Below are 26,406 nucleotides of genomic sequence, written 5' to 3'. Positions count from 1 at the left end.
CGTCCGCTGAGGACTACTTCTTGCCCGGCTTCTTCTTGCCGGCGATGGCGCGACGCGGGCCCTTGCGGGTACGAGCGTTCGTGCTGGTGCGCTGGCCGCGGACGGGCAGGCCACGACGGTGGCGGAGGCCCTGGTAGCAGCCGATCTCGACCTTGCGGCGGATGTCGGCGGCGATCTCGCGGCGGAGGTCACCCTCGGTCTGGAGGTTGGCGTCCACGTACTCGCGGATCTTGACGAGGTCTTCCTCGGCAAGGTCGCGGACACGGGTGGACGGGTTCACGCCGGTCGCGGCGAGGATCTCCTCGGACCGGGTACGCCCGATGCCGAAGACGTAGGTGAGTGCGACCACCACACGCTTTTCGCGCGGGATGTCAACACCGGAAACGCGTGCCATTCAATGGCTCCTGTGTTCTCGGGGGTCTGCTGCAGAACCGTTCCCGGCTGCCGTATGAGGTACAGATCGGGTCCCCGGCCCCCGCCGGAGGTGCCGTCAGCCGTGGATCACGGCCGGACGGGCTCTGCGTATGTACGTGTTGCTATGCGTCGCGCGAAGAACTGCGAAGTTGCAGGTCGGTCGGCGTGCGTCAGCCCTGGCGCTGCTTGTGGCGCAGGTTGTCGCAGATGACCATGACCCGGCCGTGACGGCGGATCACCTTGCACTTGTCGCAGATCTTCTTGACGCTCGGCTTGACCTTCATGGGATGTGAGGTTCTCCGGGTCAGTGCCACCACCCGCGCGCGGAGGCGGGGTGCGGGCAAGATCTACTTGTACCGGTAGACGATCCGGCCACGCGTCAGGTCGTACGGAGACAGCTCCACGACGACCCGGTCGTCCGGGAGGATGCGGATGTAGTGCATCCGCATCTTGCCGGAGATGTGCGCGAGGACCTTGTGACCGTTCTGGAGCTCCACCTTGAACATGGCGTTCGGCAGGGACTCGATCACGGTGCCCTCGATCTCGATGGCACCTTGCTTCTTGGCCACGCTTCGCCCTTCGAATCGGCTACCTTGATCGACTCTCACTCCCCGGTGCGGACACACGGGTACACGAGAGCCGACGCATCAGTCTACGTCAGGCCCCTCGAAAAGACGAATCCGAGGAATCTGCCCAACGCGGAAGATCATTACGCCAGCGGGGCTTCCCCTCCTCACGCACCGCTCGCGGGCTCGGCGCCGGGGCGCCTCACAAGCTTCGCGGCGCTGCGGCGGCCTCCGACCGCCGGAGCGGGCCGATGCCGGACGCCGAGGTGCACCCCGGGCTCGCCCCGCGGGAAGGCGACTACGCCAGCGGGGCTTCCCCCCCTCACGCACCGCTCGCGGGCTCGGCGCCGGGGCGCCTCACAGGCTTCGCGGCGCTGCGGCGGCCTCCGACCGCCGGAGCGGGCCGAGGCCGACCCCGGAGCACCGCCCCAGTTCGGGGCCGGAGGCACACGGTCTACGCCAGCGGGTCCGGCGCCGCCGTCACGCCCAGCTCCGCCAGCTTCGCCTTGCCGCCGTCGACGGCGGTCAGGACCAGGGGGCCCTCCTCCGTCAGGGCGACGGAGTGCTCCCAGTGGGAGGACCAGGTGCCGTCGGTGGAGACGACGGTCCAGTCGTCCTCCAGGACCTCCGTCCGCGGCGTACCCAGGGAGACCATCGGCTCGATCGCCAGGCAGAAGCCGGGGACGAGCTTCGGGCCCTTGCCGCGCTTGCGGGAGACGTAGTTCAGGAGGTGCGGGTCCATGTGCATCTCGGTGCCGATGCCGTGGCCCCCGTAGTCCTCGACGATGCCGTACCGGCCGAGGCTGTGGTCGCCGACGGCCGGCCGCGGCTGGCGCTTGATGTACGTCTCGATCGCCTTCGAGATGTCGACCAGGCGCGCGCCCACCCGCATCGCGGCGATGCCGGCCCACATCGACTCCTCGGTCACCCGGGAGAGCTCGACGAGCTCCGGGGCGTGACCGGTGCCGACGAAGGCGGTGTACGCGGCGTCGCCGTGCCAGCCGTCGACGATCGCGCCGGCGTCGATCGAGATGATGTCGCCGTCCTTGAGGACGGTCTTCTCGTCGGGGATGCCGTGGACGACGACCTCGTTGACGGAGGTGCAGATGGTCGCGGGGAACCCGCCGTACCCGAGGAAGTTCGACTTCGCCCCGTGGTCGGCGATCACCTTGCGGGCGACCTCGTCCAGGTCCTTCGTCGTCGCGCCCGGCACCGCCGCCTCGCGGGTCGCCGCGTGGATGGCGGCGACGACCAGCCCCGCCTCGCGCATCTTCGCGATCTGCTCCGGGGTCTTGATCTGCACCATCGTGACGGGGGCCTTTCCTGCGAGTACGGGGACAGAACAACGATACGGCCGCGGCGCCCGTGAGGGGCACCGCGGCCGTACCGCGTGAGCGTGGGGTTACTTGTTCAGCGCGGACATCGCACGCGCCGTGACCTCGTCCACCTTGCCGAGCGCCGAGATCGTCACGACCAGGTTCTGCGCCCGGTAGTAGTCGATGATCGGCTCGGTCTGCGTGTGGTAGACCTCCAGCCGCTTGCGGACGGTCTCCTCGGAGTCGTCCCCGCGCTGGTAGAGCTCGCCACCACAGGTGTCGCAGACGCCCTCGGTCTTGGGGGCGTTGTACGTCACGTGGAAGACGTGCGCGGAGTCGTTGCGGCAGATGCGGCGACCCGCGATCCGCTTCACGACCTCGTCCTCGGGGACCTCCAGGTCCAGGACCGCGTCCAGCTGCATGTCGTCGGCCTTCAGCACGACATCCAGGGCCTCGGCCTGAGCCACGTTGCGCGGGAACCCGTCGAGCAGGAAGCCGTTGACGGCGTCGGCCTGCTCCATGCGGTCCTTGGCCATCCCGATGGTCACCTCGTCCGGGACGAGCTCGCCCCGGTCCATGTAACCCTTCGCCTCCAGGCCCAGCGCCGTGCCCTGCGAGATGTTGGCACGGAACAGGTCACCCGTGGAGATGTGCGGGATGGCCAGGTTCTTGGCAAGGAACGCGGCCTGCGTTCCCTTGCCGGCCCCGGGCGGTCCGACGAGGACGATTCGCATCAGCGGAGGAACCCTTCGTAATTGCGCTGCTGGAGCTGGCTCTCGATCTGCTTCACGGTCTCCAGCCCCACACCCACGATGATGAGGATGCTCGTCCCGCCGAAGGGGAAGTTGGCATTGGCACCGCCGAAGCCTGCCAACGCCATCGTCGGCACAAGAGCGATCAGACCCAAGTACAGCGAGCCCGGCCAAGTGATCCGGTTGAGCACGTAGCTCAGGTACTCGGCAGTAGGTCGACCAGCCCGGATACCCGGGATGAAGCCACCATACTTCTTCATGTTGTCGGCGACTTCCTCGGGGTTGAACGAGATCGCCACGTAGAAGAAGGCGAAGAACACGATCAGGAGGAAGTACGTCGCGATGTAGTAGGGGTGGTCACCCTTGACGAAGTGGGCTTCGATCCAGGTCTTCCAGCCCGCGGTGGAGCTGGAGAACTGCGCGATCAGCGCCGGGATGTAGAGCAGCGACGAGGCGAAGATGACAGGAATCACACCTGCCTGGTTCACCTTCAGCGGGATGTAAGTGGACGTACCGCCGTACGACCTGCGGCCGATCATGCGCTTCGCGTACTGCACCGGGATGCGGCGCTGGGCCTGCTCGACGAAGACGACGAGGGCCACCATGACGAAGCCGATGAGGATGACGGTGCCGAACTCGATCCAGCCCTGGGCGAGCTTGCCGCTCTCCTTGATGGCCCACAGGGCACCCGGGAAGCCGGCGGCGATCGAGATGAACATCAGGATCGACATGCCGTTGCCGATGCCGCGGTCGGTGATGAGCTCGCCGAGCCACATCACGATCGCGGTGCCCGCGGTCATGGTGATGACCATGACGGCGATGGTGAAGATGGTGGGGTTCGGCACGACCTGGTTGGCCACGCTGCAGCCGCTGAAGAGGGCACCGCTCTTGGCGGTGGCCACGAGACCCGTGCCCTGGAGGACCGCGAGCGCGATCGTCAGGTAACGGGTGTACTGCGTGATCTTCGCCGTACCGCTCTGGCCCTCCTTCTTGAGGGCTTCGAGACGCGGGATCACGACGGTGAGCAGCTGCAGGATGATGCTCGCCGTGATGTACGGCATGATGCCGAGCGCGAAGATGGTGATCTGCAGCAGTGCGCCGCCACTGAACATGTTCACCAGGCCGAACAGGCTGTTGTTGCCCTCGCTCGCCTGGTCCACGCACATCTGGACGGCCTCGTAGCTGACACCGGGGACCGGGATGTGGGCCCCGAGGCGGTACAGCACGATGATCGCCAGCGTGAAGAGCAGCTTCTTGCGCAGGTCGGGCGTCTTGAACGCCCGGGCGAAGCCGGTGAGCACGGTGCCTCCTGCGACCCCCGCGCTATGCGTCAGAGGTGACGGTCTTGTGATTCGACAATGACTGAGTTGGATCAGTCCCGGCTCCGCGGTCTATACCGCATGAGCATGGACGGTGCACGCCACCTTACCGGCGACCATGCCCCCCTAGGAACGACCAACCGGGGATGCCCCTTTTGGGAGGCATCCCCGGTCGGATGTTCAGGCCATCGAGTCGTCTCAGACGAGCTCGGTGACGGTGCCGCCGGCGGCGGCGATCTTCTCCTTGGCGGAGCCGGAGACGGCGTCGACCGTCACCTGCAGCGCCACGGAGACCTCGCCGGTGCCGAGCACCTTGACGAGCTGGTTCTTACGAACCGCACCCTTGGCGACCAGATCGGCCACCGTGACCTCGCCACCCTGCGGGTAGAGCGCGGCCAGCTTGTCCAGGTTCACGACCTGGTACTCGGTGCGGAACGGGTTCTTGAAGCCCTTGAGCTTCGGGAGACGCATGTGGAGGGGCATCTGGCCACCCTCGAAGCGCTCCGGAACCTGGTAACGGGCCTTGGTGCCCTTGGTACCACGACCGGCCGTCTTACCCTTCGACGCCTCACCACGACCCACACGGGTCTTGGCGGTCTTGGCGCCCGGGGCGGGACGGAGGTTGTGGATCTTGAGCGGGTTGTTCTCCGCCATGATCAGTCGACCTCCTCAACCGTCACGAGGTGGCGGACGGTGTGCACCATTCCGCGGAACTCGGGGCGGTCCTCCTTGACGACCACGTCGTTCAGGCGCTTGAGCCCGAGCGAACGCAGCGTGTCGCGGTGGTTCTGCTTGCTGCCGATGTACGACTTCGTCTGCGTGATCTTGAGGCGAGCCATTACGCACCCGCTCCCGCACGCGCACGAAGCAGAGCCGCGGGGGCGACGTCCTCGAGGGGCAGACCACGGCGAGCCGCGATCTCCTCGGGACGCTGCAGGCCCTTCAGGGCCTCCACGGTCGCGTGCACGATGTTGATCGCGTTGTCGGAGCCGAGCGACTTCGACAGGATGTCGTGCACGCCGGCGCACTCGAGCACGGCACGCACCGGGCCACCGGCGATGACGCCGGTACCGGGGGAAGCCGGCTTGAGCAGGACGACGCCCGCGGCCTTCTCACCCTGGATGGGGTGCGGGATGGTGCCCTGGATACGGGGGACCTTGAAGAAGTGCTTCTTGGCCTCCTCAACACCCTTGGCGATGGCGGCCGGCACCTCCTTGGCCTTGCCGTAACCGACACCCACGGTGCCGTCACCGTCGCCCACCACGACCAGCGCGGTGAAGCTGAAACGACGACCACCCTTGACAACCTTGGCGACGCGGTTGATCGCGACTACGCGCTCAACGTACGCGGTCTTCTCGGCGGCGGCAGCGCCACCGTCGCGGCCCTTCCGGTCCCGCCGCTCGCCGCCACCGGCACCGCTGCCGCGGCGCTGGGGTCCAGCCATTGGATTACCTCTCTCTGTTACGTCCGTTAGTCCCGGAACCGGGGCTTAGAACTTCAGCCCGGCTTCGCGGGCGGCGTCAGCCAGAGCGGCAATGCGCCCGGCGTACCTGTTGCCACCACGGTCGAACACGACGGCCTCGACACCGGCGGCCTTGGCGCGCTCGGCGACCAGGGCGCCGACCTGCTGGGCCTGCGAGGACTTGGAGCCCTCGCCGCCGCGGACGGAGGCGTCCAGGTGGGACGCCGACGCCACGGTGTGGCCCTTCAGGTCATCGATGACCTGCGCGGTGATGCCGCGGTTGGAACGCGTCACGACGAGGCGCGGACGCTCCGCCGTACCCGACACGCTCTTGCGGATGCGCAGGTGACGACGCGCCTTCGCGGCGCGCTTGTAAGCGTCGCCCTTGGCGATCTTGACACCGTATGCCATGGCTTACTTACCAGCCTTTCCGACCTTGCGGCGGATGACCTCGCCGGCGTACTTGACGCCCTTGGCCTTGTACGGGTCGGGCTTCCGCAGCTTGCGGATGTTCGCCGCGACCTCGCCGACCTTCTGCTTGTCGATGCCCTCGACCGAGAACTTGGTCGGGGACTCGACCTTGAACGAGATGCCCTCGGGGGCCTCGATCAGGATCGGGTGGCTGTAACCGAGCTGGAACTCCAGACCGGAGCCCTTCGCGGCCACGCGGTAACCGACACCGCTGATCTCGAGCGCCTTGACGTATCCCTGGGTCACACCGGTGATCATGTTGGCCACCAGCGTGCGGGACAGGCCGTGGAGGGCCTTGTTCTGACGCTCGTCGTTCGGACGGGTGACGTTGAGAACGCCCTCCTCGCCCTTAACGATCTCGATCGGCGCGGCGACGGTGTGGCTCAGGGTGCCCTTGGAACCCTTCACCGTGACCGTGCGGCCCTCGATGGTGACGTCCACGCCGGCGGGAACCGTGATGGGGAGCTTGCCGATTCGCGACATTGCTATTCCTCCGTTCCCGACTACCAGACGTAGGCGAGGACTTCCCCACCCACGCCCTTCTTCTGCGCCTGCTGGCCGGTCAGGAGACCGTGGGACGTGGAGATGATCGCCACGCCCAGGCCGCCGAGGACCTTCGGCAGGTTGGTGGACTTCGCGTAAACCCGGAGGCCCGGCTTCGAGATCCGCTTGATGCCCGCGATGGAGCGCTCACGGTTCGGACCGAACTTGAGGTCGACGACGAGGTTCTTGCCGACCTCGGCGTCCTCGACCTTCCAGCCCGTGATGAAGCCCTCCTGCTGGAGGATTTCCGCGATGTGAGACTTGATCTTGCTGTGCGGCATCGTCACGGTGTCGTGGTACGCCGAGTTCGCGTTACGCAGACGCGTGAGCATGTCTGCGATCGGATCAGTCATGGTCATGAATTGGCCTTCGGCCTCTCTCGCCGGGGTTTCCTGGTGCACCATCCCTCTCCCCGATCCGAGACGGGGCGGGTGCGGTGCGGTGGACCTACGGCGTAGTAAGTCGTAAGGGCGGCGGACGCCCAACCCCACTAGCCTAAGCCATGCGGGGGTGGGAGTCCGCCATCCCAATGCTTACCGAGAGACTCCGGTCATTCACCAACGCCCAGAGGGCGAAGGGGAATTACCAGGAGCTCTTGGTCACGCCCGGCAGCTCGCCACGGTGAGCCATCTCACGAAGGCACACGCGGCAGAGGCCGAACTTGCGGTACACGGAGTGGGGGCGGCCGCAGCGCTGGCAGCGCGTGTACGCACGCACACCGAACTTGGGCTTGCGGGCAGCCTTCGCGATGAGAGCCTTCTTCGCCATCTCGCTTACGCCTCCTTGAACGGGAAGCCGAGGTGACGGAGAAGCGCGCGGCCCTCGTCGTCGTTGGTCGCCGTGGTGACCACGGTGATGTCCATACCCCGGGTACGGTCGATCTTGTCCTGGTCGATCTCGTGGAACATGACCTGCTCCGTGAGACCGAAGGTGTAGTTGCCCCGGCCGTCGAACTGCTTCGGGGACAGGCCGCGGAAGTCGCGGATGCGCGGCAGCGCGAGCGACAGGGTGCGGTCCAGGAACTCCCACATGCGGTCGCCACGGAGGGTGACGTGGGCACCGATCGGCTGGCCCTCGCGCAGCTTGAACTGCGCGATGGACTTGCGGGCCTTGGTGACGGCCGGCTTCTGACCGGTGATCGTGGTGAGGTCGCGGATGGCGCCCTCGATCAGCTTCGAGTCACGGGCGGCGTCGCCGACACCCATGTTGACCACGATCTTCACGAGGCCGGGGATCTGCATGACGTTCTCGTAGGAGAACTCGTCACGCAGCTTGCCCGCGATCTCCTCGCGGTACTTCGTCTTGAGACGCGGAGTGGTGGTAGCCATCAGATGTCCTCACCCGTCCGCTTGGCAACGCGGATCTTGTTGCCCTCGTCGTCGAAGCGGAAACCGACACGCGTGACGACCTTCTTGCCGTCCTTCTCCACGACCAGCTGGACGTTGGAGACGTGGACCGGCGCCTCGGTGGTCACGATGCCGCCGGCCTGGTTCGGGCCGGCCTTCGTGTGCTTCTTGACCCGGTTGACACCCTCGACCAGGACGCGGGAGTCGGCGGGGTAGGCCGCGATGACCTTGCCCTGCTTGCCCTTGTCCTTGCCGGTGATGACCTGGACCAGGTCGCCCTTCTTGATCTTCATGCTTACAGCACCTCCGGCGCGAGCGAGATGATCTTCATGAACTTCTTCTCGCGCAGCTCACGGCCCACCGGGCCGAAGATACGGGTGCCGCGAGGGTCGCCGTCGTTCTTCAGAATGACGGCGGCGTTCTCGTCGAAGCGGATGTACGAGCCGTCCTGACGACGACGCTCCTTGACGGTGCGAACGATGACCGCCTTGACGACGTCACCCTTCTTCACGTTGCCACCGGGGATCGCGTCCTTGACGGTGGCGACGATGACGTCACCGATGCCCGCGTAGCGGCGACCCGAACCACCGAGAACACGGATGCAAAGGATCTCCTTGGCACCAGTGTTGTCGGCGACGCGAAGTCGCGACTCCTGCTGGATCACGTCTATCTCCTGATTGTCTGCCGGTTCCCGGCAGGGGCACCGGAGTGCCCCTGCCGAGCCTGGCGGAACTGTTCCTAGGGGGTCCCCCTAGGAGGGATTACTTGGCCTTCTCGAGGATCTCGACGACGCGCCAGTGCTTCGTCGACGACAGCTTCCGGGTCTCCATCAGGAGGACGCGGTCGCCGATGCCGGCAGCGTTCTGCTCGTCGTGAGCCTTGAGCTTGTTGGTACGGCGGATGACCTTGCCGTACAGCGCGTGCTTGACGCGGTCCTCGACGGCGACGACGACGGTCTTGTCCATCTTGTCGCTGACGACCAGGCCCTCGCGGACCTTGCGAGCGTTGCGCTCGGTCTTCTCAGTCACGTTGCTCTCGCTCATCAGGCGTTCTCCACCGTCTCAATGCCGAGCTCACGCTCTCGCATGAGGGTGTAGATCCGGGCGATGTCCTTACGGACCGCCCGAAGACGGCCGTGGTTCTCGAGCTGGCCCGTCGCCGCCTGGAAGCGGAGGTTGAACAGCTCTTCCTTGGCCTCGCGGAGCTTGGCGACAAGCTCCTCGTTGCCCAGCTCGCGCAGCTCGGACGCCTTGGTACCGGCCGACATCACAGCTCACCTGCCTCGCGCTTAACGATCTTGCACTTCATCGGCAGCTTGTGAGCCGCACGAGTCAGAGCCTCACGCGCGATCTTCTCGTTCGGGTAGGACAGCTCGAACATCACCCGACCGGGCTTGACGTTCGCGATCCACCACTCCGGCGAACCCTTACCGGAACCCATGCGGGTCTCGGCAGGCTTCTTCGTGAGCGGGCGGTCCGGGTAGATGTTGATCCAGACCTTGCCGCCACGCTTGATGTGGCGGGTCATCGCGATACGCGCGGCCTCGATCTGACGGTTGGTCACGTACGCCGGCGTGAGGGCCTGAATGCCGTACTCGCCGAACGCGACCTGCGTGCCACCCTTGCTCATGCCCGAGCGCTTGGGGTGGTGCTGCTTGCGGTGCTTGACCCTACGGGGGATCAGCATGTCGGTCAGGCCTCCGTTCCGGTGCTCTCAGCAGCCGGAGCGGCGGCGGCCTCGGCCTTGGGGGCCTCGGCAGCGGGAGCCTGCTGCGGCTTGCGACCGCGACCGCCACGCTCGCCACCGCGGCCACCGCGGCCGGCCGGACGGTCAGCGCCGCCACGGGCCGGGCGGTTGCCCGCGCGGGCAGCAGCGTTCTCGGCGCGGACCTCGGCGATGTTCTTGACGTCGCCCTTGTAGATCCAGACCTTCACGCCGATGCGGCCGAAGGTCGTCTTGGCCTCGAAGAAGCCGTACTCGACGTTCGCGCGCAGCGTGTGCAGCGGCACACGACCCTCGCGGTAGAACTCCGAGCGGGACATCTCGGCGCCGCCGAGACGGCCACCACACTGGATCTTGATGCCCTTGGCGCCGGCCTTCATGGCGGACTGCATGCTCTTGCGCATGGCCCGACGGAAGGAGACGCGGGAGGAGAGCTGCTCGGCGACGGCCTGGGCCACGAGCTGAGCGTCGACCTCGGGGTTCTTGACCTCGAGGATGTTCAGCTGGACCTGCTTGCCGGTCAGCTTCTCCAGCTGGCCGCGGATCTTGTCGGCCTCGGCGCCACGGCGACCGATGACAATGCCCGGACGAGCGGTGTGGATGTCCACGCGGACGCGGTCGCGGGTGCGCTCGATCTCAACCTTCGAGATGCCGGCGCGCTCCATGCCGGACGTCAGCATCCGACGGATGGCGACGTCTTCCTTGACGTAGTCCTTGTACAGCTTGTCGGCGTACCAGCGGGACTTGAAGTCCGTGGTGATGCCGAGCCGGAACCCATGCGGGTTAACCTTCTGGCCCATTACCGGGTTCCTTCCTTGCTGCTGACGACCACGGTGATGTGGCTGGTCCGCTTGCGGATCCGGTAGGCACGGCCCTGGGCACGCGGACGGAACCGCTTCAGGGTCGGGCCCTCGTCGACGTACGCCTCGCTGATGACCAGCGAAGAGGCGTCCGTGTGGTCGTAGTTGTGCGCGGCGTTGGCAATGGCGCTGTCGAGCACCTTGCCGACCGGCACGGAGGCTGCCTGCGGAGCGAATCGCAGAACAGCCTGAGCCTCCGTGGCGTCCATGCCACGGATCAGGTCCACCACGCGGCGGGCCTTCATGGGCGTGACGCGGATGTACCGCGCCTGGGCCCTGGCTTCCATGGTTGTCCCTCTCAGTTACTTACGTGTCTGAATGCGATCCGCTGTTAGCGGCGCTTCGACTTCCGGTCGTCCTTGACGTGGCCCCGGAAGGTACGCGTCGGCGAGAACTCGCCGAGCTTGTGACCGACCATCGACTCGGTGACGAACACCGGGACGTGGGTCTTGCCGTTGTGCACCGCGATCGTGTGCCCGAGCATCGCCGGGATGATCATGGAGCGACGGGACCAGGTCTTGATGACGTTCTTGGTACCGGCCTCGTTCTGAGCGTCCACCTTCTTGATGAGGTGGCCGTCGACGAAGGGTCCCTTCTTGAGACTGCGCGGCATCTAAACCCGCTCCTAGCGCTTCTTGTTCGTCTTGCGGCGGCGGACGATGTACTTGTTCGAAGCCTTCTTCGGCGAACGAGTACGACCCTCCTTCTGACCCCACGGGGAGACCGGGTGGCGACCACCGGAGGTCTTGCCCTCACCACCACCGTGCGGGTGGTCAACCGGGTTCATCGCCACACCGCGAACGGTCGGGCGGACGCCCAGCCAGCGCTTGCGGCCGGCCTTGCCCCAGTTGATGTTCGACTGCTCGGCGTTGCCGACCTCGCCGATGGTGGCGCGGCAGCGGGCGTCGACCAGACGGATCTCGCCGGACGGCATGCGGAGGTGGGCCATGGTGCCCTCCTTCGCAAGCAGCTGCACGGAAGCACCCGCGGAGCGGGCGAACTTGGCGCCACCGCCGGGACGGAGCTCGATCGCGTGGATCGTGGTACCGACCGGGATGTTGCGGAGCGCCAGGTTGTTGCCGGGCTTGATGTCCGCGCCCGGGCCGTTCTCGACGCGGTCACCCTGCGTCAGACCCTTGGGAGCGATGATGTAGCGCTTCTCGCCGTCCGCGTAGTGGAGCAGCGCGATGCGCGCGGTGCGGTTGGGGTCGTACTCGATGTGAGCGACCTTGGCCGGCACGCCGTCCTTGTCGTGACGACGGAAGTCGATCACGCGGTAGGCGCGCTTGTGGCCACCGCCCTGGTGACGGACGGTCACACGACCGGTGTTGTTACGGCCGCCCTTGCTGTGCAGGGGGCGGACCAGCGACTTCTCCGGCGTGGACCGCGTGATCTCGACGAAGTCGGCTACGGAGGAGCCACGACGGCCCGGCGTAGTCGGCTTGTACTTGCGGATACCCATTTCTCAGTCCTCGTCCGATATCGGACGACTCGACCGCCGTCAGGCGGTCGGGCCGCCGAAGATGTCGATTCGGTTGCCCTCGGCCAGGGTCACGATGGCGCGCTTGGTGTTGGCGCGCTTGCCGAAACCGGTGCGGGTGCGCTTGCGCTTGCCCTGACGGTTGATCGTGTTGACCCCGGTGACCTTGACCGAGAAGACCGCCTCGACGGCCTGCTTGATCTGGGTCTTGTTGGAGCCGGGCGCGACGATGAACGTGTACTTGTTCTCGTCGAGCAGGGCGTAGCTCTTCTCGGAGACGACCGGCTTGACGAGGACGTCGCGCGGGTCCGTGAAGGTCTTGCTGGTGATCTCGGCCATCAGGCGTCGTTCCCCTCGTTGTCGTCGGCCTTGGGGCCAGACACGAAGGACTCGAAGGCGGCCTGGGTGAAGACCACGTCGTCGGATCGCATCACGTCGTACGTGTTCAGCTGGCCCGGCTCCAGGATGTGCACCTGGGGCAGGTTGCGGGCGGACAGCCACGCGGCCTCGTCGGAGCGCTCGGCGATCAGGAGCAGGTTCTTGCGCTCCGAGATCTTGCCGAACAGGACCTTGGCGGCCTTGGTGGAGACGTCACCCTCGACCACGCCGGAGACGACGTGGATGCGGGAGTGGTTCGCCCGGTCGGAGAGGGCACCGCGGAGGGCGGCGGCCTTCATCTTCTTGGGGGTCCGCTGCGAGTAGTCACGCGGCACGGGACCGTGCACGACGCCACCACCGGCGAACTGCGGGGCGCGGGTCGAACCCTGACGGGCGCGGCCGGTGCCCTTCTGGCGGTACGGCTTCTTGCCACCACCGCGGACCTCGCCACGCGTCTTGGTCTTGTGGGTGCCCTGGCGGGCGGCCGCAAGCTGCGCGACGACGACCTGGTGGATCAGCGGGACGCTGATCTTGGCGTCGAAGATCTCGGCCGGGAGCTCGACGGTCCCGGTCTTGTCGCCGGAGGGCGACAGAATGTCAATGGTGCTCATATCCTCAGGCCCCCTTGGCCGCGGTGCGGACCAGGACGAGGCCGCCGTTCGGACCAGGAACCGCGCCCTTGATGAGCAGCAGGCCCTTCTCCGCGTCAACGGCGTGAACGGTCAGGTTCTGGGTGGTCACGCGCTCGTTGCCCATGCGGCCGGCCATGCGCATGCCCTTGAAGACGCGGCCCGGGGTGGCGCAGCCACCGATCGAACCGGGCTTGCGGTGCACGCGGTGGGCACCGTGGGAAGCCTTGCCACCACGGAAGTTGTGGCGCTTCATGGCACCGGCGAAGCCCTTGCCCTTGCTCTTGCCGGTCACGTCGACCTTGATGCCCGCCTCGAAGACCTCGGCGGTGATCTCCTGGCCGAGGGTGTACTCGCCGGCGTCGGCGGTACGGATCTCGACAAGGTGACGGCGCGGGGTGACGTCGGCCTTGGCGAAGTGGCCCTTGAGGGGCTTGTTCACCTTGCGCGGGTCGATCTCGCCGAAGGCGATCTGGACCGACTCGTAGCCGTCGACGTCGTTCGTACGCACCTGGGTCACGACATTCGGGCCGGCCTTGACGACGGTCACCGGGACGACCCGGTTGTTCTCGTCCCAGACCTGCGTCATGCCGAGCTTCTCGCCCAGGATGCCCTTGATGTTCTTAGCCATCTCGCGCGTCACCTCAGAGCTTGATCTCGATGTCGACGCCAGCCGGCAGGTCGAGACGCATCAGCGAGTCAACCGTCTTCGGCGTGGGGTCGAGGATGTCGATGAGGCGCTTGTGCGTGCGCATCTCGAAGTGCTCGCGCGAGTCCTTGTACTTGTGCGGCGACTTGATGACGCAGTACACGTTCTTCTCAGTGGGCAGCGGCACCGGGCCCGCGACCGACGCACCAGTGCGGGTCACCGTCTCGACGATCTTCTTCGCCGAGGAGTCGATGACCTCGTGGTCGTAGGCCTTGAGCCGGATGCGGATCTTCTGTCCCGCCATGGCTACTCAGTAGTCCTGTCTCTTTGTTAACGCTCTGGAACCCGGTCGGTTCGCGTTCTCCTCCGACCCACGCGGTCGGGCGTGTCGCACTCCCTCTACGAAGAAGTCCCGAAGGATTTCCCAACCAAGGGGGTGCGGGCCGAGGACCGCGGAACGGGGGTGAACACCCACCGGGCGCCTGGCTGGTACCCCGCTGACGCTTCCCGGAAGATTCCCGTACGTCCGCCCCTGAGAAGGGGCGACGAGTACTGTGGGACTCGCTTCCGGTCCTCCCGGCGGGAGGCGCGCAGCATCGGCACTCAACCGAGCAACCCCGCTAGTCTGCCATACCGCCCCTACCGCCCGCCAATCGGGGTCGAAGACTGTACCCCACGTCACGTACGGGTACACGCAGGGGCGCCTCTGGGCCGGCCCCGGCACCGCCCGGAGGAATCCCGGAAGAGGATCCCCCCGGGCGCGCGGGTCAGATCACGCCCTGCGCGAGCATCGCGTCCGCGACCCGCTCGAAGCCGGCGATGTTGGCGCCGGTGACGTAGTCGCCGGGGGCACCGTACCGCTCGGCGGTCTCGTGGCAGGTGCGGTGGATGTCGGTCATGATCCCGGCGAGCTCCTCCTCGACGCGGGCCGCGGACCAGGACGTACGGGAGTGGTTCTGGGCCATCTCCAGGGCGCTGACCGCCACCCCGCCCGCGTTGGCCGCCTTGCCGGGGCCGAAGGCGACGCCGGCCGCCTGGAGGAGGTGGACGGCCTCCGCGGTGGTGGGCATGTTGGCGCCCTCGGCGACGGCCTTGACACCGTTGCGGACCAGCGCGGCGGCGTCGTTCTCGTCCAGCTCGTTCTGGGTGGCGGAGGGCAGCGCGACGTCGGCGGGGACCTCCCAGACCCGGCCGCCGGGCACGAAGCGGGCGGAGGCGCCGCGCCGCTCGGCGTAGTCGGCGACCCGGCCCCGCTCGACCTCCTTGATCCGCTTGAGCAGGTCGAGGTCGATGCCCTTGTCGTCGTAGACGTAACCGCTGGAGTCGGAGCAGGTCAGCGGGTTGGCGCCGAGGGCGAGGAGCTTCTCGATCGTGTACAGGGCCACGTTCCCGGAGCCGGAGACGACGGCGGTCTGGCCTTCCAGGTCCTCGCCGCGCTCGCGGAGCATGGCGGCGGCGAAGAGGACGCTGCCGTAACCCGTGGCCTCGGGCCGGATGGCGGAGCCGCCCCAGCCGGTGCCCTTGCCGGTGAGGACGCCGGCCTCCCAGCGGTTGGTGATCCGCCGGTACTGCCCGAAGAGGTAGCCGATCTCGCGCCCGCCGACGCCGATGTCGCCGGCGGGGCCGTCGGTGTGCTCGCCGAGGTGGCGGTACAGCTCGGTCATGAAGGACTGGCAGAAGCGCATGACCTCGGCGTCGCTGCGGCCGTGCGGGTCGAAGTCGCTGCCGCCCTTGCCGCCGCCGATGCCGAGGCCGGTGAGGGCGTTCTTGAAGATCTGCTCGAAGCCCAGGAACTTCACGATGCCGAGGTTCACCGAGGGGTGGAAGCGCAGCCCGCCCTTGTAGGGGCCGAGGGAGGGAGGCTGTCTGTAGACGTCTCACCCTGGCGAACCGTCCCCGGGGCCCAGCCCCTTCGGACCTGGCCCCGGGATCGGAGTCGGATGAACGACGCGAACCGCCGCGCCGACCGCAGTGTTACATCCATTTGAACCCTCCCTTTGCTGGAGCAGAGGGATCCCTGGCTCACGCCGGCTACCGGTCAGCGACCGCCAGCTCCTACACGATCAACACCAGCCGGGACGGAACCTGCCCGGTTTGGTACCGCAACGAAAGCGTTGCTGTGTCGGCTTGGTTTTCACGCAACACGGTGTGCGCGCTTGGTTCTCGCAACGCACGGTTGCAGCCTACGCATTCGCAGAGGCACTGTCAGTCACCCTGCCGGGTGAAACCGGCGCTCGCCGAGAGCACCACGCCTCGGCTACGCAAGAAGGCCCCGACCCGTACGGCATACGAGACGGCGGCGGACTCCCGCCCGGTGGGCAACCCCGGCCCCGCGGGGCGCGTCTAGCCAGGGACCGATCCCGGGGAAGGCCCGTCCACCGTGCACATATCGTCCCGCCGTACGCTCCTGGCCGCCGCCGTCACCGCGGCGCTGACCGCGGGCTGCTCCGTACCCGCTCCGCGCCGGCCCGCCCCGGCGGCGGACCCGGCACCGGGCAGGCCCTTCGCCGGCGGGGAGCCGGGCCGGGCGCTGCTGCTCCAGATCGTGGCGCACCCGGACGACGACCTGTACTTCATGAACCCGGACGCGCAGCGCCTCCTCGACGCCCGGGTGCCGCTGGTCTCCGTCTACGTGACGGCCGGGGAGCACACCGGCGTCAACCGGATCAAGGGCATGCCGGAGACGCCGCCGGACCGGGCCGCGTACTCCTCGGCCCGCCGCCAGGGCCTGCGGCAGAGCTACGCGGCGGCGCTCGGGCTGCCGCTGTTCGCGCCCTGGCGGCGCGAGGCGCTGGCGCTCGGCGGCGGCCGGACGGCCGAGCGGGCCGTCCTGGCGCACGGCGGGCGCCGGGTGGAGCTGGTCTTCCTGGACCTGCCGATGCACACCCCGCGCCGGTACATGGCGCTGCCCGCGCTGTGGGAGGACCGGGCGCTGGAGCTGTCGGCGCACCGCTCGGCGGGCTCCCCCGTCTCCCGTCCGGGTCCTTACGACCACGAGGGTCTGGTGGCGGCACTGACCGGGCTGCTGCGCCGCTACCGGCCGACCGTGGTGCACACGCTCGACCCGGATCCGGACGCGCAGCCGGGCGACGACGCGACGCGCCGGCGGAACTCGGAGCAGCCGGGGTACTCGGACCACGGGGACCACACGGCGGCGGGCTGTTTCGCCTGGGCGGCGCTGGTGCGCTGGGTGGCGGAGGAGGTGCGGGCGGGGGCGCCGGTACCGGCCTTCACGGCGACCGCCTTCCGCGGCTACTACAACCGGCACTGGCCGAAGAACCTGCCGCCGGCGGTGCTCGCGGGGAAGGCGGCACGTCTGGTGCCGTACGGCGGCGACCCGTCCTGGCGGTGCGGGAATCCTTCGGGGTGCGGCGACTACGGGGTGGGCGGCGACCGGCCGCTGACCAACCGCAAGGGCTGGGTCCGCTCCACCCACCACCGCTGGCCGGGACCGGGGCTCGCGCTCGCCGAGGAGCCGGACGGGCGGCTGGCCGCGTACGGGGTGCTCGGGCTGCGGGCGGTGCGGCGGCGGGAGACGGCGCCCGGGGTGTGGAGCGGGCCCGAGGACCTGGGCGGCGGCCCGCTGGCCCCCGCGCTCGGCTCGGCGGTGCTGCCGGACGGGCGGGTGCTGCTCTTCGGGGTGCGGTTCGCGGCCCTGGCGGGGCGGGGCGGGCCGAACCGGCGGGAGGTGGTGCTCCTGGAGCAGCGCTCCCCCGGCGGCCCGTTCCTGGCCTGGCGGGGGCTCGGCGGCCCGGACCGGGGGGCGGAGCGCAGCCGGCGGCTCGGCGCGCCGGTGGCGGTGGCGGCTCCGGACGGGCGGGTGCGGCTCTACGTGCGGGACGCGGGCCGGGGCGTGGCCGAGCGGGTGCGGGAGCCGGACGGGAGCTGGGGGCCGTGGCGGGCGCTGCCGGGGGACGGGGTGGTGCAGGACGGTCTCGCCGTGTCGCTGGACGGGGCGGGGCGGACGCACGTGTACGCGGCGGGCCGGGAGTCCGTACGGCACTGGGTGGACGGCCGGGAGGCGCCGGCCGTGCAGCCGCTGTCGGGGTCGACGGTGGCGAGCGCCGGCGGGCGTCTCTACCACCGGGCGCCGGCCTCGGCGCGGCTCGTCGGTCCGGACGGCGCGGACGCGGGCCTGGACGGTTTCGGGGAGGTGCGGGCGGCGCGTTCGGCGGAGCTGGGCACGGTGCTGCTGGGGACGGACGCCGCGGGGCGGCCGTGCGTCCGGGCGGGCGGGCGGCTGCGTACCCGCGCGGGCGGCCCGGCCGGGGTGGAGACGGCGCTCCACGTGGGCGCGCGCGGGGTGACGGTGGTGGGCCTCGGCCCGGACGGCCGGCTCTGGTCCTGGCGTCCGTAGCGGGCCCGGGTACGCGAGAAGGCGCCCGGGTACGCGGGAAAGGCCCGGGTACGCGAGAAGGCCCCGCACCTCTCGGTGCGGGGCCTTCCCCTACTGCTCAGCGGCTCCTGGGAGCCACCAGGTCAGTTCAAGATCAGGCAGTGATCTTGACGACCTGGCCGGCGCCGACGGTCCGGCCACCCTCACGGATGGCGAACTTGAGGCCCTCCTCCATGGCGACGGGCTGGATCAGCTCGACGGTCATGGAGGTGTTGTCGCCCGGCATGACCATCTCGGTGCCCTCGGGGAGGGTCACGACGCCGGTCACGTCCGTGGTACGGAAGTAGAACTGCGGGCGGTAGTTGTTGAAGAACGGGGTGTGACGGCCACCCTCGTCCTTCGACAGGATGTAGGCCTGGGCCTCGAACTGGGTGTGCGGCGTGACCGAACCCGGCTTGATGATGACCTGGCCGCGCTCGACGTCCTCGCGCTTGATGCCACGGAGGAGCAGACCGACGTTCTCACCGGCCTGGCCCTCGTCGAGCAGCTTGCGGAACATCTCGATGCCGGTGACCGTGGTGGTGGTCTTCTCGGTCTTGATGCCGATGATGTCGACGGTCTCGTTGACCTTGAGGACACCACGCTCGATACGACCGGTGACGACGGTGCCACGACCGGTGATCGTGAAGACGTCCTCGATCGGCATCAGGAACGGCTTGTCGACGTCACGCTCGGGCTGCGGGATGGACTCGTCCACGGCCTTCATGAGGCCGAGGAGCTTCTCGCCCCACTCCTTGTCGCCCTCGAGGGCCTTGAGCGCGGAGACACGGACGACCGGAAGGTCGTCGCCCGGGAACTCGTACTCGGAGAGGAGCTCACGGACCTCGAGCTCGACGAGCTCCAGGATCTCCTCGTCGTCCACCATGTCGGCCTTGTTCAGGGCGACGACGATGTACGGAACGCCGACCTGGCGGGCCAGGAGCACGTGCTCCTTGGTCTGCGGCATCGGGCCGTCGGTGGCGGCGACCACGAGGATGGCGCCGTCCATCTGCGCGGCACCCGTGATCATGTTCTTGATGTAGTCGGCGTGACCCGGGCAGTCGACGTGAGCGTAGTGACGCTGCTCCGTCTGGTACTCGACGTGCGCGATCGAGATCGTGATACCGCGCTGGCGCTCCTCGGGAGCCTTGTCGATCTGGTCGAAGGCCGAGGCCTCGTTCAGGTCCGGGTACGCGTCGTGCAGCACCTTGGTAATGGCGGCCGTGAGGGTCGTCTTACCGTGGTCGATGTGACCGATGGTGCCGATGTTGACGTGCGGCTTAGTCCGCTCGAACTTCGCCTTCGCCACTGGGGTCCTCCTGTGGAGTGGTTCTGAACGCCTTGCTTCATCGGCGCCAGGTGATCTTTGCTGGGGTGCCGCCCGGCAGGGGGTATCCCTCTCGGGACGGCCCCCCACCGGTCGGTGTCAAGCCTAAAGCGTGTGGACGCGGTGCGTGGAACGCGGTGCGTCTACTCGCCCTTGGCCTTCGCGATGATCTCCTCGGCGACGTTCCGCGGAACCTCGGCGTAGGAGTCGAACTGCATCGAGTAGCTTGCGCGACCCGAGGTCTTGCTGCGGAGGTCGCCGACGTAGCCGAACATCTCCGACAGGGGCACGAGGCCCTTCACGATGCGGGCACCGTGACGCTCCTCCATGGCCTGGATCTGGCCACGGCGGGAGTTGATGTCGCCGATGACCTCGCCCATGTAGTCCTCGGGCGTGGTGACCTCGACGGCCATCATCGGCTCAAGGAGCACGGGAGAAGCCTTGCGCGCGGCCTCCTTGAAGGCCTGCGAACCGGCGATCTTGAACGCAAGCTCGGAGGAGTCGACCTCGTGGTAGGCACCGTCGAGAAGAATGACGCGGACGCCCGTCATCTCGTAGCCGGCCAGGATGCCGAACTGCATGGCCTCCTGCGCACCCGCGTCGACCGAAGGGATGTACTCCTTCGGGATGCGGCCACCGGTGACCTTGTTCACGAACTCGTACGACGCCTCGCCGCCCTCGATGGGCTCGATCGCGATCTGCACCTTGGCGAACTGACCGGTACCACCGGTCTGCTTCTTGTGGGTGTAGTCCACGCGCTCGACGGCCTTGCGGATCGTCTCGCGGTACGCGACCTGCGGCTTGCCGACGTTGGCCTCGACCTTGAACTCGCGACGCATGCGGTCGACGAGGATGTCGAGGTGGAGCTCGCCCATACCACCGATGATGGTCTGGCCGGTCTCCTCGTCCGAGTGCACCTGGAAGGAGGGGTCCTCCTCCGCGAGACGCTGGATGGCGACACCCAGCTTCTCCTGGTCACCCTTGGACTTGGGCTCGATCGCGACCTGGATGACCGGCGCCGGGAAGTCCATGGACTCCAGGATGACCGGGTTCTTCTCGTCGCACAGCGTCTCACCGGTGGTGGTCTGCTTCAGGCCCATGACGGCGACGATGTCGCCGGCGCCCACCGAGTCGATCTCCTCACGCTTGTTCGCGTGCATGCGGTAGATCTTGCCGATGCGCTCCTTCTTGCCCTTGACGGAGTTCAGCACCGCGGTGCCGGCCTCCAGGCGACCGGAGTAGATCCGGACGAAGGTGAGCTTGCCGAGGTGCGGGTCGCTCGCGATCTTGAACGCGAGGGCCGACAGCGGCTCGTCGTCGGACGGCTTGCGCTTGACGACGAGCTCGGCGTCCTTGACGTCGTGGCCCTCGATGGCCTCGACGTCGAGGGGCGACGGCAGGTAGCGGACGACGGCGTCGAGCAGGGGCTGGACGCCCTTGTTCTTGAACGCGGTGCCACAGAACACCGGGGTGACCGTGGTGTCGCCGCCCTTGCCGGAGGCGATGGTGATGCGACGGATCGCGGAGTAGAGCTGCTCCTCGGTGGGCTCGACGCCCTCGAGGAAGAGCTCCATGAGCTCCTCGTCGTTCTCGGCGACGGCCTCGACGAGCTTGGCGCGGTACTCGTCCGCGAGCTCCTGCTTGTCGGCCGGGATGTCGACGACGTCGTACATCTCGCCCTTGGTCGCCTCGGCGGACCAGACGAGGGCCTTCATCTTCACGAGGTCGATGACGCCCTCGAAGTCGGCCTCGGCACCGATCGGGAGCTGCATGACGATCGGAGTGGCGCCGAGGCGGCTCACGATCATGTCGACGCAGCGGAAGAAGTCGGCACCCGTGCGGTCGAGCTTGTTGACGAAGCAGATACGCGGAACGCCGTAGCGGTCCGCCTGACGCCAGACGGTCTCGGACTGGGGCTCGACGCCGGCCACGCCGTCGAACACGGTGACAGCACCGTCGAGCACGCGCAGGGAACGCTCCACCTCGACGGTGAAGTCGACGTGACCCGGCGTGTCGATGATGTTGATCGTGTGGTCGACGTTCTCGAGCGGCCAGTGGCAGGTGGTGGCAGCGGACGTGATCGTGATGCCACGCTCCTGCTCCTGCTCCATCCAGTCCATCGTGGCAGCGCCGTCGTGGACCTCACCGATCTTGTACGAAACGCCGGTGTAGAACAGGATCCGCTCGGTGGTGGTCGTCTTGCCCGCGTCGATGTGGGCCATGATGCCGATGTTGCGCACCTTGGCCAGGTCAAGCGAAGTGGTAGCCATAAGGCTTCAGTCTTCTCTCGGTCTCGATGGGGGTTGCGACTACCAGCGGTAGTGCGCGAAGGCCTTGTTGGACTCGGCCATCTTGTGCGTGTCCTCGCGCTTCTTGACCGAAGCACCCAGGCCGTTGGAGGCGTCCAGGAGCTCGTTCATGAGGCGCTCGGTCATGGTCTTCTCGCGGCGGGCGCGGGAGTAACCGACGAGCCAGCGCAGCGCGAGGGTGGAGGCACGACCGGGCTTGACCTCGATCGGCACCTGGTAGGTGGCGCCACCGACACGGCGGGACTTGACCTCGAGAGCCGGCTTGACGTTCTCGAGGGCGCGCTTCAGCGTGACGACCGGGTCGGCGCCGGTCTTCTCGCGCAGGCCCTCCATGGCGCCGTAGACGATGCGCTCAGCGGTGGAGCGCTTGCCGTCGAGCAGGATCTTGTTGATCAGCGACGTGACAAGAGGAGAACCGTAGACCGGGTCGATGATGACCGGGCGCTTCGGGGCGGGGCCCTTACGAGGCATTCTTACTTCTCCTTCTTGGCGCCGTAGCGGCTGCGGGCCTGCTTGCGGTTCTTGACACCCTGGGTGTCGAGGGAACCGCGGATGATCTTGTAACGAACACCAGGCAGGTCCTTCACACGGCCACCACGCACGAGCACGATGGAGTGCTCCTGCAGGTTGTGTCCCTCACCCGGGATGTAGGCCGTGACCTCGATGCCGCTGGTCAGACGCACACGCGCGACCTTACGGAGGGCCGAGTTCGGCTTCTTCGGGGTGGTCGTGAACACACGCGTGCAGACGCCACGGCGCTGGGGCGAACCCTCGAGAGCGGGCGTCTTGTTCTTCTCGACCTTGTCCTGCCGGCCCTTCCGGACCAGCTGCTGGATCGTAGGCACTACTTCTCCGGTTTCTGTGTGCCGTAAGTACTACTAACCTGGAACATTCACCGACCCACGCGGTCGGGTGTGTCGGACCCGGCAGACCTCCGCGGAAAGCGGAAGGGGCGCGGATCACGGCGGCCGATGTCGGACTCACCGTGCGGTTGTGGACACGCACAGGAGCCCAGGCACACCCCAGGCACAAGGCATGAGCGTACCTATCGCACGGACTGCGGTCAAAAGAAAAGCCCACGCCGCCGGGACGGGCCGACGGTGGATCTTGGCCCGTCCCGGGACAGCACAGAGGGGGCCCGCTGTCAATCGCGGGCGATACGGCGGGTTTCGGCGCGCGACTCCTCGGCCTCGGCCCCGGTGTCGGGCTCCAGGAACTGGCTGACGACCTTGACGAACACGGTCATGCGTTCGTCGGGGACACCGAGCCAGCGGGCGAAGTCCTCCATGGTGGGCTGCCAGTCGGTCGGCGGGAGCAGGTCCGCCGCGAGGGGAAGTTCCTCGGGGGTGACCCGGCCGGAGCGGATCAGCATGTCGCGCACCGAGACCCCGAGGAGCGGGGCGATGCGGCGCATGGTCTCCAGGTCGGGCATGCTCTGCCGCTGGAGCAGGCGGGTGACCGCGGCCCGGTGGACCCCGGCCTCGTCGGCGATCCGGGACTTCCCGCCGCCGCGGGGACTGTCGATGTCGTAGCCGCGCCGTCTCATCAGACCTTCGACCCAGCCGGCGAACTCGTCGAGCCCTTGACTGTTCATGCTCTACCGCTCCCTCATCATCCCCACCCTTCCGGGCCCCTCACTCTAGCGTGCTTGCGCGCACGGAATTACGTGCTTTCGGGCACGCAATCGTGTCGAATCGATGAAGACCCCTCCACATCGCTAGTTGCGAGCTCGCACGCAACATGTAAGTCTGCTCCCCGCCGCACTCGCCGGCCCCGGCCGCCGGGCCCCCTCGGGGCGCTCCGGCGGCCCGGCGGCCCCGGACCGTGGAGAGAACCGTCTTGTCCCAGCCCGACCCGACCCCATGGCAGGCCGGCGCCGCGTGCGCCGGCCTCTCCCCGTCCGTCGTCTTCGCCCGCCGCGAGCGACAGGCGGCCCCCGCCCTGCGGGCCTGCGCCGCCTGCCCCGTCCCCCGCGAGTGCGAGGCGGCCGTCGCCCCCGCCGAGAGCTGGTTCGACGGCGTCTGCGCGGGCCGCCTCTGGCGCAACGGACGCCCCGTGAAGCCCCGTTCCCCCCGCTACGCGAAGCCGGGCGCCGCCGACCCGCTCGGACCGCTCGCCCCGGGCCGCCCGGACCCGGAGCCGCTCACCTCGGGCCGCCCGGAGCCGAAGCCGCTCACCTCCGGCCGCCCGGAGCCAGAGCCCCTCGCCCCGGGCCGCCCGGACCCGGGGCCGGAGCCGCTCACCCCCCGTACCGTCGCCGCGCAGCTCGACGCCGTGCTCGCCGCCGCTGCGTCCCCCGGGGGGACCGCGTGAGCGGGAGCGCCGCCGAGGCCGTCCTGCGGGACGCCGTGCTCTGGACCGCCGCCCTCGTACGGCACTTCCCCGAGCTCGCCGAGGAGCTGGCGCCCGGCCGCCGCTCCCCCGCGGGCACCGCCCCCGCCGGCCCGCGCGCCGGCGACGCCGAACTCCTCCGCCAGGAGCGGCGGGAGGCGCTGCTCCTGGAGCAGCGGCACGGCCTCGCCGTCCCCGGGCACGGCGCCGCGCCGATCCGGCTGCACGTCTCCGACTGCATCCGGGACGTCACCGACGGCGTGGTGGAGCTGGAGGAGGCGGTGTGCGCCCGGCTCGGGCTGCCGCGCCCGCCCAGGGCCGGGGTGACCGACCGGCTCCGCCGGGTCGCCGGGCTCCTCGACGGGATCGCGGCCCACCCGGACCTCGCCCGCCACGTGCGCGACGAGGTGCGGCGGATGGCCCGCCGCTGCGCGCGCACGCTGGGCGAGGCGGAGTCGGTGGTGCGGGTGGCCGGCCGCTGCCCGTGGTGCGACTCGGTCTCGCTGCGCGCCTTCCCGGACCGCCGGGCGGTGCTGTGCGTGAACCCCGCCTGTGTGTGCGTCGATCCGGTGTGCGGCTGCCAGGACGACCCCGCCTACCGGCACCTGTGGCGGGAGGACGCGTGGCGGGAGCTCGCGGAAGCCTCCGGGGCCCGTACGGAGGAGATCGAGGCGGCGATGGACGACACGGAGGAGACCGCATGCTGAGCTCGCCCCACCTCCCGGCGCTGATCCCGGGACCGCTCGCCGCCGAGGAGGCGGGGGTCGCCCCCGCGACCATCCGCAAGTGGGTCCAGCTGGGCCATCTGCGCGCCGCGGGACGGGCGGGGCGGGCGCAGCTCTTCCGCCTGGAGGACGTCTTCGCGGCGGAGCGGGCGGCCCGCCGCCGGCCCCGTACCGCCTGATCCGAGCACGCCCACCGAGCACGCCCACCGAGCACCCCCACCGAGCGCCCCCACCGAGCGCCCACCGAGCGCCCCGTGTCCGAGGACGGACACGGGGCGCTTTCTCATGCCTCCAGGAAGGCGTGGAGGGAGCGGGTCAGGGTCTCGGTGAAGCGGCTGCGGACGTCCTCGCCGACGCGGTCGAGGGAGAGGTACGGGTTGAGGTCCTCCAGCTCCACCAGGAGCAGCCGCCCGTCGGGGGCGCGGCAGGCGTCGACCCGCTGGATGCCGTGGCGCAGGGTGTTCCAGGCGATGAAGCCGCGCGCGAAGTCGAGGTCCTCCGGGGTGGGTTCGTACGGCACCAGTTCCCAGCGGCGCTCGGGGTCGGGGGCGTGGAGCGCGTACTGGAAGAGGTCGTCGACGAACACGAAGGAGACCTCGTACGCGAAGTCGATCCGCGGCTGGAGGAGGAGGCTGCCGTCCCCGGGCAGGCCGGCGAGTTCCCCGTACGGGAGGAAGCGCAGCCCTATGGAGTCGGCGCCGGCCTTGGGCTTGACGGCGTAGAGCGGGGACTCGGGGAGGAGCCCGAGGTCCTCGGGGCGGTCGACGGTGGGGATGACGGGGTGCCCGGCGGCGGTGAGGTCGAGGAGGTACTGCTTGCCGGCCATGTCGCCGCGGCCGTGGAGCGGGTTGTAGACGCGGGTGCCCCGGGCGGCGGCGCGGGCGCGGAAGCGGTCGTACGCCTCCTGGTGGTGGAGGACGGGCCCGCTGTTGCGGACGACGACGGCGTCGAAGGCGTCCATGAGGGCGGCGGCGTCGCGGGGGTGGCAGAGGGCGAGGTCGAAGGAGTCGCGGAGGCGGGCGGTGAGGTCGATGTCCTCGTCGCAGTAGCGGCGTCCGCGGGCCGGGTAGGCGAGGTCGGTGACGTAGAGCAGGCGGGGGCGGTCGGCGGACACGGGCGGCTCCTCGGGGGGGTCGGGACGGCCAACCTATCCGCCGTCGCGGCCGATCGGATAGACATCACCGCAGGTCAGGGGCGTTCGGCGGGATTTCCCAGGTGCCGGATCCCGTTTTAGTTGCGTGCGCGCACGCTCTCTGTCACAGTTGGTGCAGCGGCGGAGCTGCGCCCGGGAGACGGGCGGCGGCTCCGCCGTCGGCCGTCCGGGCGCGGCTCCGCGCCCCCCCCCCCCCCCCCCGGGCCCCCCGGCCGGCCCCCCCCCCCGCCCCCCCCCCCCCCCCCCCCCCCCCCCCCCCCCCCCCCCCCCCCCCCCCCG

37 protein-coding genes and 1 pseudogene are annotated in these 26,406 nt (G+C 68.8%); 4 read left to right on the top strand and 34 right to left on the bottom strand.

What is annotated here, in order from left to right:
* Window positions 1-13: 13 nt before the first annotated feature.
* The 28 genes and pseudogenes from rpsM to gdhA all read right to left on the bottom strand — a co-directional run.
* Window positions 14-394: a 30S ribosomal protein S13 gene (gene rpsM / locus ACIGHB_RS05565; protein WP_015035595.1), complete on the bottom strand. Its 381-nt coding sequence runs from the start codon at window positions 392-394 to the stop codon at window positions 14-16.
* Window positions 395-584: 190 nt separating this feature from the next.
* On the bottom strand, window positions 585-698 hold the full coding sequence (gene rpmJ / locus ACIGHB_RS05560; protein WP_003956441.1) for a 50S ribosomal protein L36: 114 nt from the start codon (window positions 696-698) through the stop codon (window positions 585-587).
* A 63-nt stretch (window positions 699-761) separates the two neighbouring features.
* Window positions 762-983 carry a translation initiation factor IF-1 gene (gene infA / locus ACIGHB_RS05555; protein ID WP_003956442.1) on the bottom strand — a complete coding sequence of 74 codons (222 nt, stop codon included), beginning with the start codon at window positions 981-983 and terminating at the stop codon, window positions 762-764.
* Between the two features lie 451 nt (window positions 984-1,434).
* Entirely contained in the window at window positions 1,435-2,286 is an 852-nt protein-coding gene (gene map / locus ACIGHB_RS05550; protein ID WP_360308980.1) for a type I methionyl aminopeptidase, read from the bottom strand.
* Window positions 2,287-2,382: 96 nt separating this feature from the next.
* Window positions 2,383-3,030, bottom strand: coding sequence for an adenylate kinase (locus ACIGHB_RS05545; RefSeq protein ID WP_360308983.1), 648 nt, complete (start codon window positions 3,028-3,030; stop codon window positions 2,383-2,385).
* The gene (gene secY / locus ACIGHB_RS05540; RefSeq protein ID WP_360308986.1) at window positions 3,030-4,349 is read right to left on the bottom strand and encodes a preprotein translocase subunit SecY; all 1,320 of its coding nucleotides are present in this window, start codon (window positions 4,347-4,349) and stop codon (window positions 3,030-3,032) included. Before secY ends, ACIGHB_RS05545 begins: the two co-directional genes overlap by 1 nt.
* A gap of 216 nt (window positions 4,350-4,565) precedes the next feature.
* Entirely contained in the window at window positions 4,566-5,021 is a 456-nt protein-coding gene (gene rplO / locus ACIGHB_RS05535) for a 50S ribosomal protein L15 (RefSeq protein ID WP_030494264.1), read from the bottom strand.
* 2 nt (window positions 5,022-5,023) lie between these two features.
* Window positions 5,024-5,206 carry a 50S ribosomal protein L30 gene (gene rpmD / locus ACIGHB_RS05530; RefSeq protein ID WP_005313525.1) on the bottom strand — a complete coding sequence of 61 codons (183 nt, stop codon included), beginning with the start codon at window positions 5,204-5,206 and terminating at the stop codon, window positions 5,024-5,026.
* The gene (gene rpsE, locus ACIGHB_RS05525) at window positions 5,206-5,811 is read right to left on the bottom strand and encodes a 30S ribosomal protein S5 (RefSeq protein WP_030201551.1); all 606 of its coding nucleotides are present in this window, start codon (window positions 5,809-5,811) and stop codon (window positions 5,206-5,208) included. Before rpsE ends, rpmD begins: the two co-directional genes overlap by 1 nt.
* 45 nt (window positions 5,812-5,856) lie before the next feature.
* Window positions 5,857-6,240 carry a 50S ribosomal protein L18 gene (gene rplR / locus ACIGHB_RS05520; protein ID WP_360308990.1) on the bottom strand — a complete coding sequence of 128 codons (384 nt, stop codon included), beginning with the start codon at window positions 6,238-6,240 and terminating at the stop codon, window positions 5,857-5,859.
* Window positions 6,241-6,243: 3 nt separating this feature from the next.
* A complete protein-coding gene (rplF, locus tag ACIGHB_RS05515; protein WP_043230278.1) occupies window positions 6,244-6,783 on the bottom strand; it encodes a 50S ribosomal protein L6 in 540 nt (179 codons plus the stop codon).
* 20 nt (window positions 6,784-6,803) lie between these two features.
* A complete protein-coding gene (gene rpsH / locus ACIGHB_RS05510; RefSeq protein WP_030759363.1) occupies window positions 6,804-7,202 on the bottom strand; it encodes a 30S ribosomal protein S8 in 399 nt (132 codons plus the stop codon).
* Window positions 7,203-7,425: 223 nt separating this feature from the next.
* On the bottom strand, window positions 7,426-7,611 hold the full coding sequence (locus ACIGHB_RS05505) for a type Z 30S ribosomal protein S14 (RefSeq protein ID WP_003956452.1): 186 nt from the start codon (window positions 7,609-7,611) through the stop codon (window positions 7,426-7,428).
* Window positions 7,612-7,616: 5 nt separating this feature from the next.
* Window positions 7,617-8,174 carry a 50S ribosomal protein L5 gene (gene rplE / locus ACIGHB_RS05500; protein WP_360309124.1) on the bottom strand — a complete coding sequence of 186 codons (558 nt, stop codon included), beginning with the start codon at window positions 8,172-8,174 and terminating at the stop codon, window positions 7,617-7,619.
* Complete coding sequence (gene rplX, locus ACIGHB_RS05495; protein ID WP_043230276.1) at window positions 8,171-8,482, bottom strand: 50S ribosomal protein L24; 312 nt, start codon at window positions 8,480-8,482, stop codon at window positions 8,171-8,173. The genes rplE and rplX overlap by 4 nt, the downstream gene beginning before the upstream one ends.
* Before the next feature lie 2 nt (window positions 8,483-8,484).
* Window positions 8,485-8,853 (bottom strand): 50S ribosomal protein L14, encoded by a 369-nt coding sequence (gene rplN / locus ACIGHB_RS05490; RefSeq protein ID WP_003956455.1) that lies wholly within the window; start codon window positions 8,851-8,853, stop codon window positions 8,485-8,487.
* Window positions 8,854-8,950: 97 nt separating this feature from the next.
* Window positions 8,951-9,232, bottom strand: a complete 282-nt coding sequence (rpsQ, locus tag ACIGHB_RS05485) for a 30S ribosomal protein S17 (protein WP_024755411.1) — start codon at window positions 9,230-9,232, stop codon at window positions 8,951-8,953.
* The gene (rpmC, locus tag ACIGHB_RS05480; protein ID WP_030494258.1) at window positions 9,232-9,456 is read right to left on the bottom strand and encodes a 50S ribosomal protein L29; all 225 of its coding nucleotides are present in this window, start codon (window positions 9,454-9,456) and stop codon (window positions 9,232-9,234) included. Before rpmC ends, rpsQ begins: the two co-directional genes overlap by 1 nt.
* Complete coding sequence (gene rplP, locus ACIGHB_RS05475; protein ID WP_015035580.1) at window positions 9,456-9,875, bottom strand: 50S ribosomal protein L16; 420 nt, start codon at window positions 9,873-9,875, stop codon at window positions 9,456-9,458. The genes rpmC and rplP overlap by 1 nt, the downstream gene beginning before the upstream one ends.
* Before the next feature lie 5 nt (window positions 9,876-9,880).
* On the bottom strand, window positions 9,881-10,711 hold the full coding sequence (gene rpsC / locus ACIGHB_RS05470; protein WP_030759375.1) for a 30S ribosomal protein S3: 831 nt from the start codon (window positions 10,709-10,711) through the stop codon (window positions 9,881-9,883).
* Window positions 10,711-11,058, bottom strand: a complete 348-nt coding sequence (gene rplV / locus ACIGHB_RS05465) for a 50S ribosomal protein L22 (RefSeq protein WP_004571827.1) — start codon at window positions 11,056-11,058, stop codon at window positions 10,711-10,713. The genes rpsC and rplV overlap by 1 nt, the downstream gene beginning before the upstream one ends.
* Window positions 11,059-11,102: 44 nt before the next feature.
* Window positions 11,103-11,384 (bottom strand): 30S ribosomal protein S19, encoded by a 282-nt coding sequence (rpsS, locus tag ACIGHB_RS05460; RefSeq protein WP_043230274.1) that lies wholly within the window; start codon window positions 11,382-11,384, stop codon window positions 11,103-11,105.
* A gap of 12 nt (window positions 11,385-11,396) precedes the next feature.
* Window positions 11,397-12,233, bottom strand: coding sequence for a 50S ribosomal protein L2 (gene rplB, locus ACIGHB_RS05455; protein WP_030494254.1), 837 nt, complete (start codon window positions 12,231-12,233; stop codon window positions 11,397-11,399).
* Window positions 12,234-12,272: 39 nt separating this feature from the next.
* Window positions 12,273-12,590: a 50S ribosomal protein L23 gene (gene rplW / locus ACIGHB_RS05450; protein WP_030759382.1), complete on the bottom strand. Its 318-nt coding sequence runs from the start codon at window positions 12,588-12,590 to the stop codon at window positions 12,273-12,275.
* Window positions 12,590-13,240 carry a 50S ribosomal protein L4 gene (gene rplD, locus ACIGHB_RS05445; protein ID WP_360308996.1) on the bottom strand — a complete coding sequence of 217 codons (651 nt, stop codon included), beginning with the start codon at window positions 13,238-13,240 and terminating at the stop codon, window positions 12,590-12,592. The genes rplW and rplD overlap by 1 nt, the downstream gene beginning before the upstream one ends.
* Window positions 13,241-13,244: 4 nt before the next feature.
* Entirely contained in the window at window positions 13,245-13,889 is a 645-nt protein-coding gene (gene rplC, locus ACIGHB_RS05440) for a 50S ribosomal protein L3 (protein WP_030494251.1), read from the bottom strand.
* A 13-nt stretch (window positions 13,890-13,902) separates the two neighbouring features.
* A complete protein-coding gene (rpsJ, locus tag ACIGHB_RS05435; protein WP_003948644.1) occupies window positions 13,903-14,211 on the bottom strand; it encodes a 30S ribosomal protein S10 in 309 nt (102 codons plus the stop codon).
* 463 nt (window positions 14,212-14,674) lie between these two features.
* Window positions 14,675-15,763, bottom strand: a pseudogene (gene gdhA, locus ACIGHB_RS05430) (NADP-specific glutamate dehydrogenase); the annotation flags it as partial.
* A gap of 524 nt (window positions 15,764-16,287) precedes the next feature.
* On the opposite strand from gdhA, the gene ACIGHB_RS05425 reads away from it, so the two are divergent.
* The gene (locus ACIGHB_RS05425; RefSeq protein WP_399909735.1) at window positions 16,288-18,264 is read left to right on the top strand and encodes a PIG-L family deacetylase; all 1,977 of its coding nucleotides are present in this window, start codon (window positions 16,288-16,290) and stop codon (window positions 18,262-18,264) included.
* A 133-nt stretch (window positions 18,265-18,397) separates the two neighbouring features.
* On the opposite strand, the gene tuf is transcribed toward ACIGHB_RS05425, so the two are convergent.
* The 5 genes from tuf to ACIGHB_RS05400 all read right to left on the bottom strand — a co-directional run bounded on the left by tuf (window position 18,398) and on the right by ACIGHB_RS05400 (window position 23,512).
* The gene (tuf, locus tag ACIGHB_RS05420; protein ID WP_360309001.1) at window positions 18,398-19,591 is read right to left on the bottom strand and encodes an elongation factor Tu; all 1,194 of its coding nucleotides are present in this window, start codon (window positions 19,589-19,591) and stop codon (window positions 18,398-18,400) included.
* A gap of 161 nt (window positions 19,592-19,752) precedes the next feature.
* Window positions 19,753-21,879 (bottom strand): elongation factor G, encoded by a 2,127-nt coding sequence (gene fusA / locus ACIGHB_RS05415; protein ID WP_360309003.1) that lies wholly within the window; start codon window positions 21,877-21,879, stop codon window positions 19,753-19,755.
* Between the two features lie 39 nt (window positions 21,880-21,918).
* Window positions 21,919-22,389, bottom strand: coding sequence for a 30S ribosomal protein S7 (rpsG, locus tag ACIGHB_RS05410; protein WP_030494244.1), 471 nt, complete (start codon window positions 22,387-22,389; stop codon window positions 21,919-21,921).
* Window positions 22,390-22,391: 2 nt separating this feature from the next.
* On the bottom strand, window positions 22,392-22,763 hold the full coding sequence (gene rpsL / locus ACIGHB_RS05405) for a 30S ribosomal protein S12 (protein WP_003948652.1): 372 nt from the start codon (window positions 22,761-22,763) through the stop codon (window positions 22,392-22,394).
* A 299-nt stretch (window positions 22,764-23,062) separates the two neighbouring features.
* Window positions 23,063-23,512, bottom strand: a complete 450-nt coding sequence (locus ACIGHB_RS05400) for a helix-turn-helix transcriptional regulator (protein ID WP_360309005.1) — start codon at window positions 23,510-23,512, stop codon at window positions 23,063-23,065.
* Between the two features lie 245 nt (window positions 23,513-23,757).
* Here ACIGHB_RS05400 and ACIGHB_RS05395 point away from each other — a divergent pair, with 245 nt between their 5' ends.
* The 3 genes from ACIGHB_RS05395 to ACIGHB_RS05385 are packed head-to-tail and all read left to right on the top strand — an operon-like array spanning window position 23,758 to window position 25,153.
* On the top strand, window positions 23,758-24,231 hold the full coding sequence (locus tag ACIGHB_RS05395) for a WhiB family transcriptional regulator (RefSeq protein WP_399909732.1): 474 nt from the start codon (window positions 23,758-23,760) through the stop codon (window positions 24,229-24,231).
* A complete protein-coding gene (locus tag ACIGHB_RS05390) occupies window positions 24,228-24,956 on the top strand; it encodes a hypothetical protein (protein ID WP_399909730.1) in 729 nt (242 codons plus the stop codon). The genes ACIGHB_RS05395 and ACIGHB_RS05390 overlap by 4 nt, the downstream gene beginning before the upstream one ends.
* A complete protein-coding gene (locus ACIGHB_RS05385; protein ID WP_030759416.1) occupies window positions 24,950-25,153 on the top strand; it encodes a hypothetical protein in 204 nt (67 codons plus the stop codon). The genes ACIGHB_RS05390 and ACIGHB_RS05385 overlap by 7 nt, the downstream gene beginning before the upstream one ends.
* 104 nt (window positions 25,154-25,257) lie before the next feature.
* Here ACIGHB_RS05385 and ACIGHB_RS05380 read toward each other — a convergent pair whose 3' ends face one another.
* Window positions 25,258-26,088, bottom strand: coding sequence for a hypothetical protein (locus ACIGHB_RS05380; protein ID WP_399909727.1), 831 nt, complete (start codon window positions 26,086-26,088; stop codon window positions 25,258-25,260).
* Window positions 26,089-26,406: the final 318 nt, after the last annotated feature.

Origin of the sequence: Streptomyces sp. NPDC085460 (genome assembly GCF_044541975.1) — a bacterium.
Taxonomy (GTDB): domain Bacteria; phylum Actinomycetota; class Actinomycetes; order Streptomycetales; family Streptomycetaceae; genus Streptomyces.
Note: the sequence above shows the minus strand (reverse complement) of the source record. Positions and strands in the feature narration are given on the sequence as shown.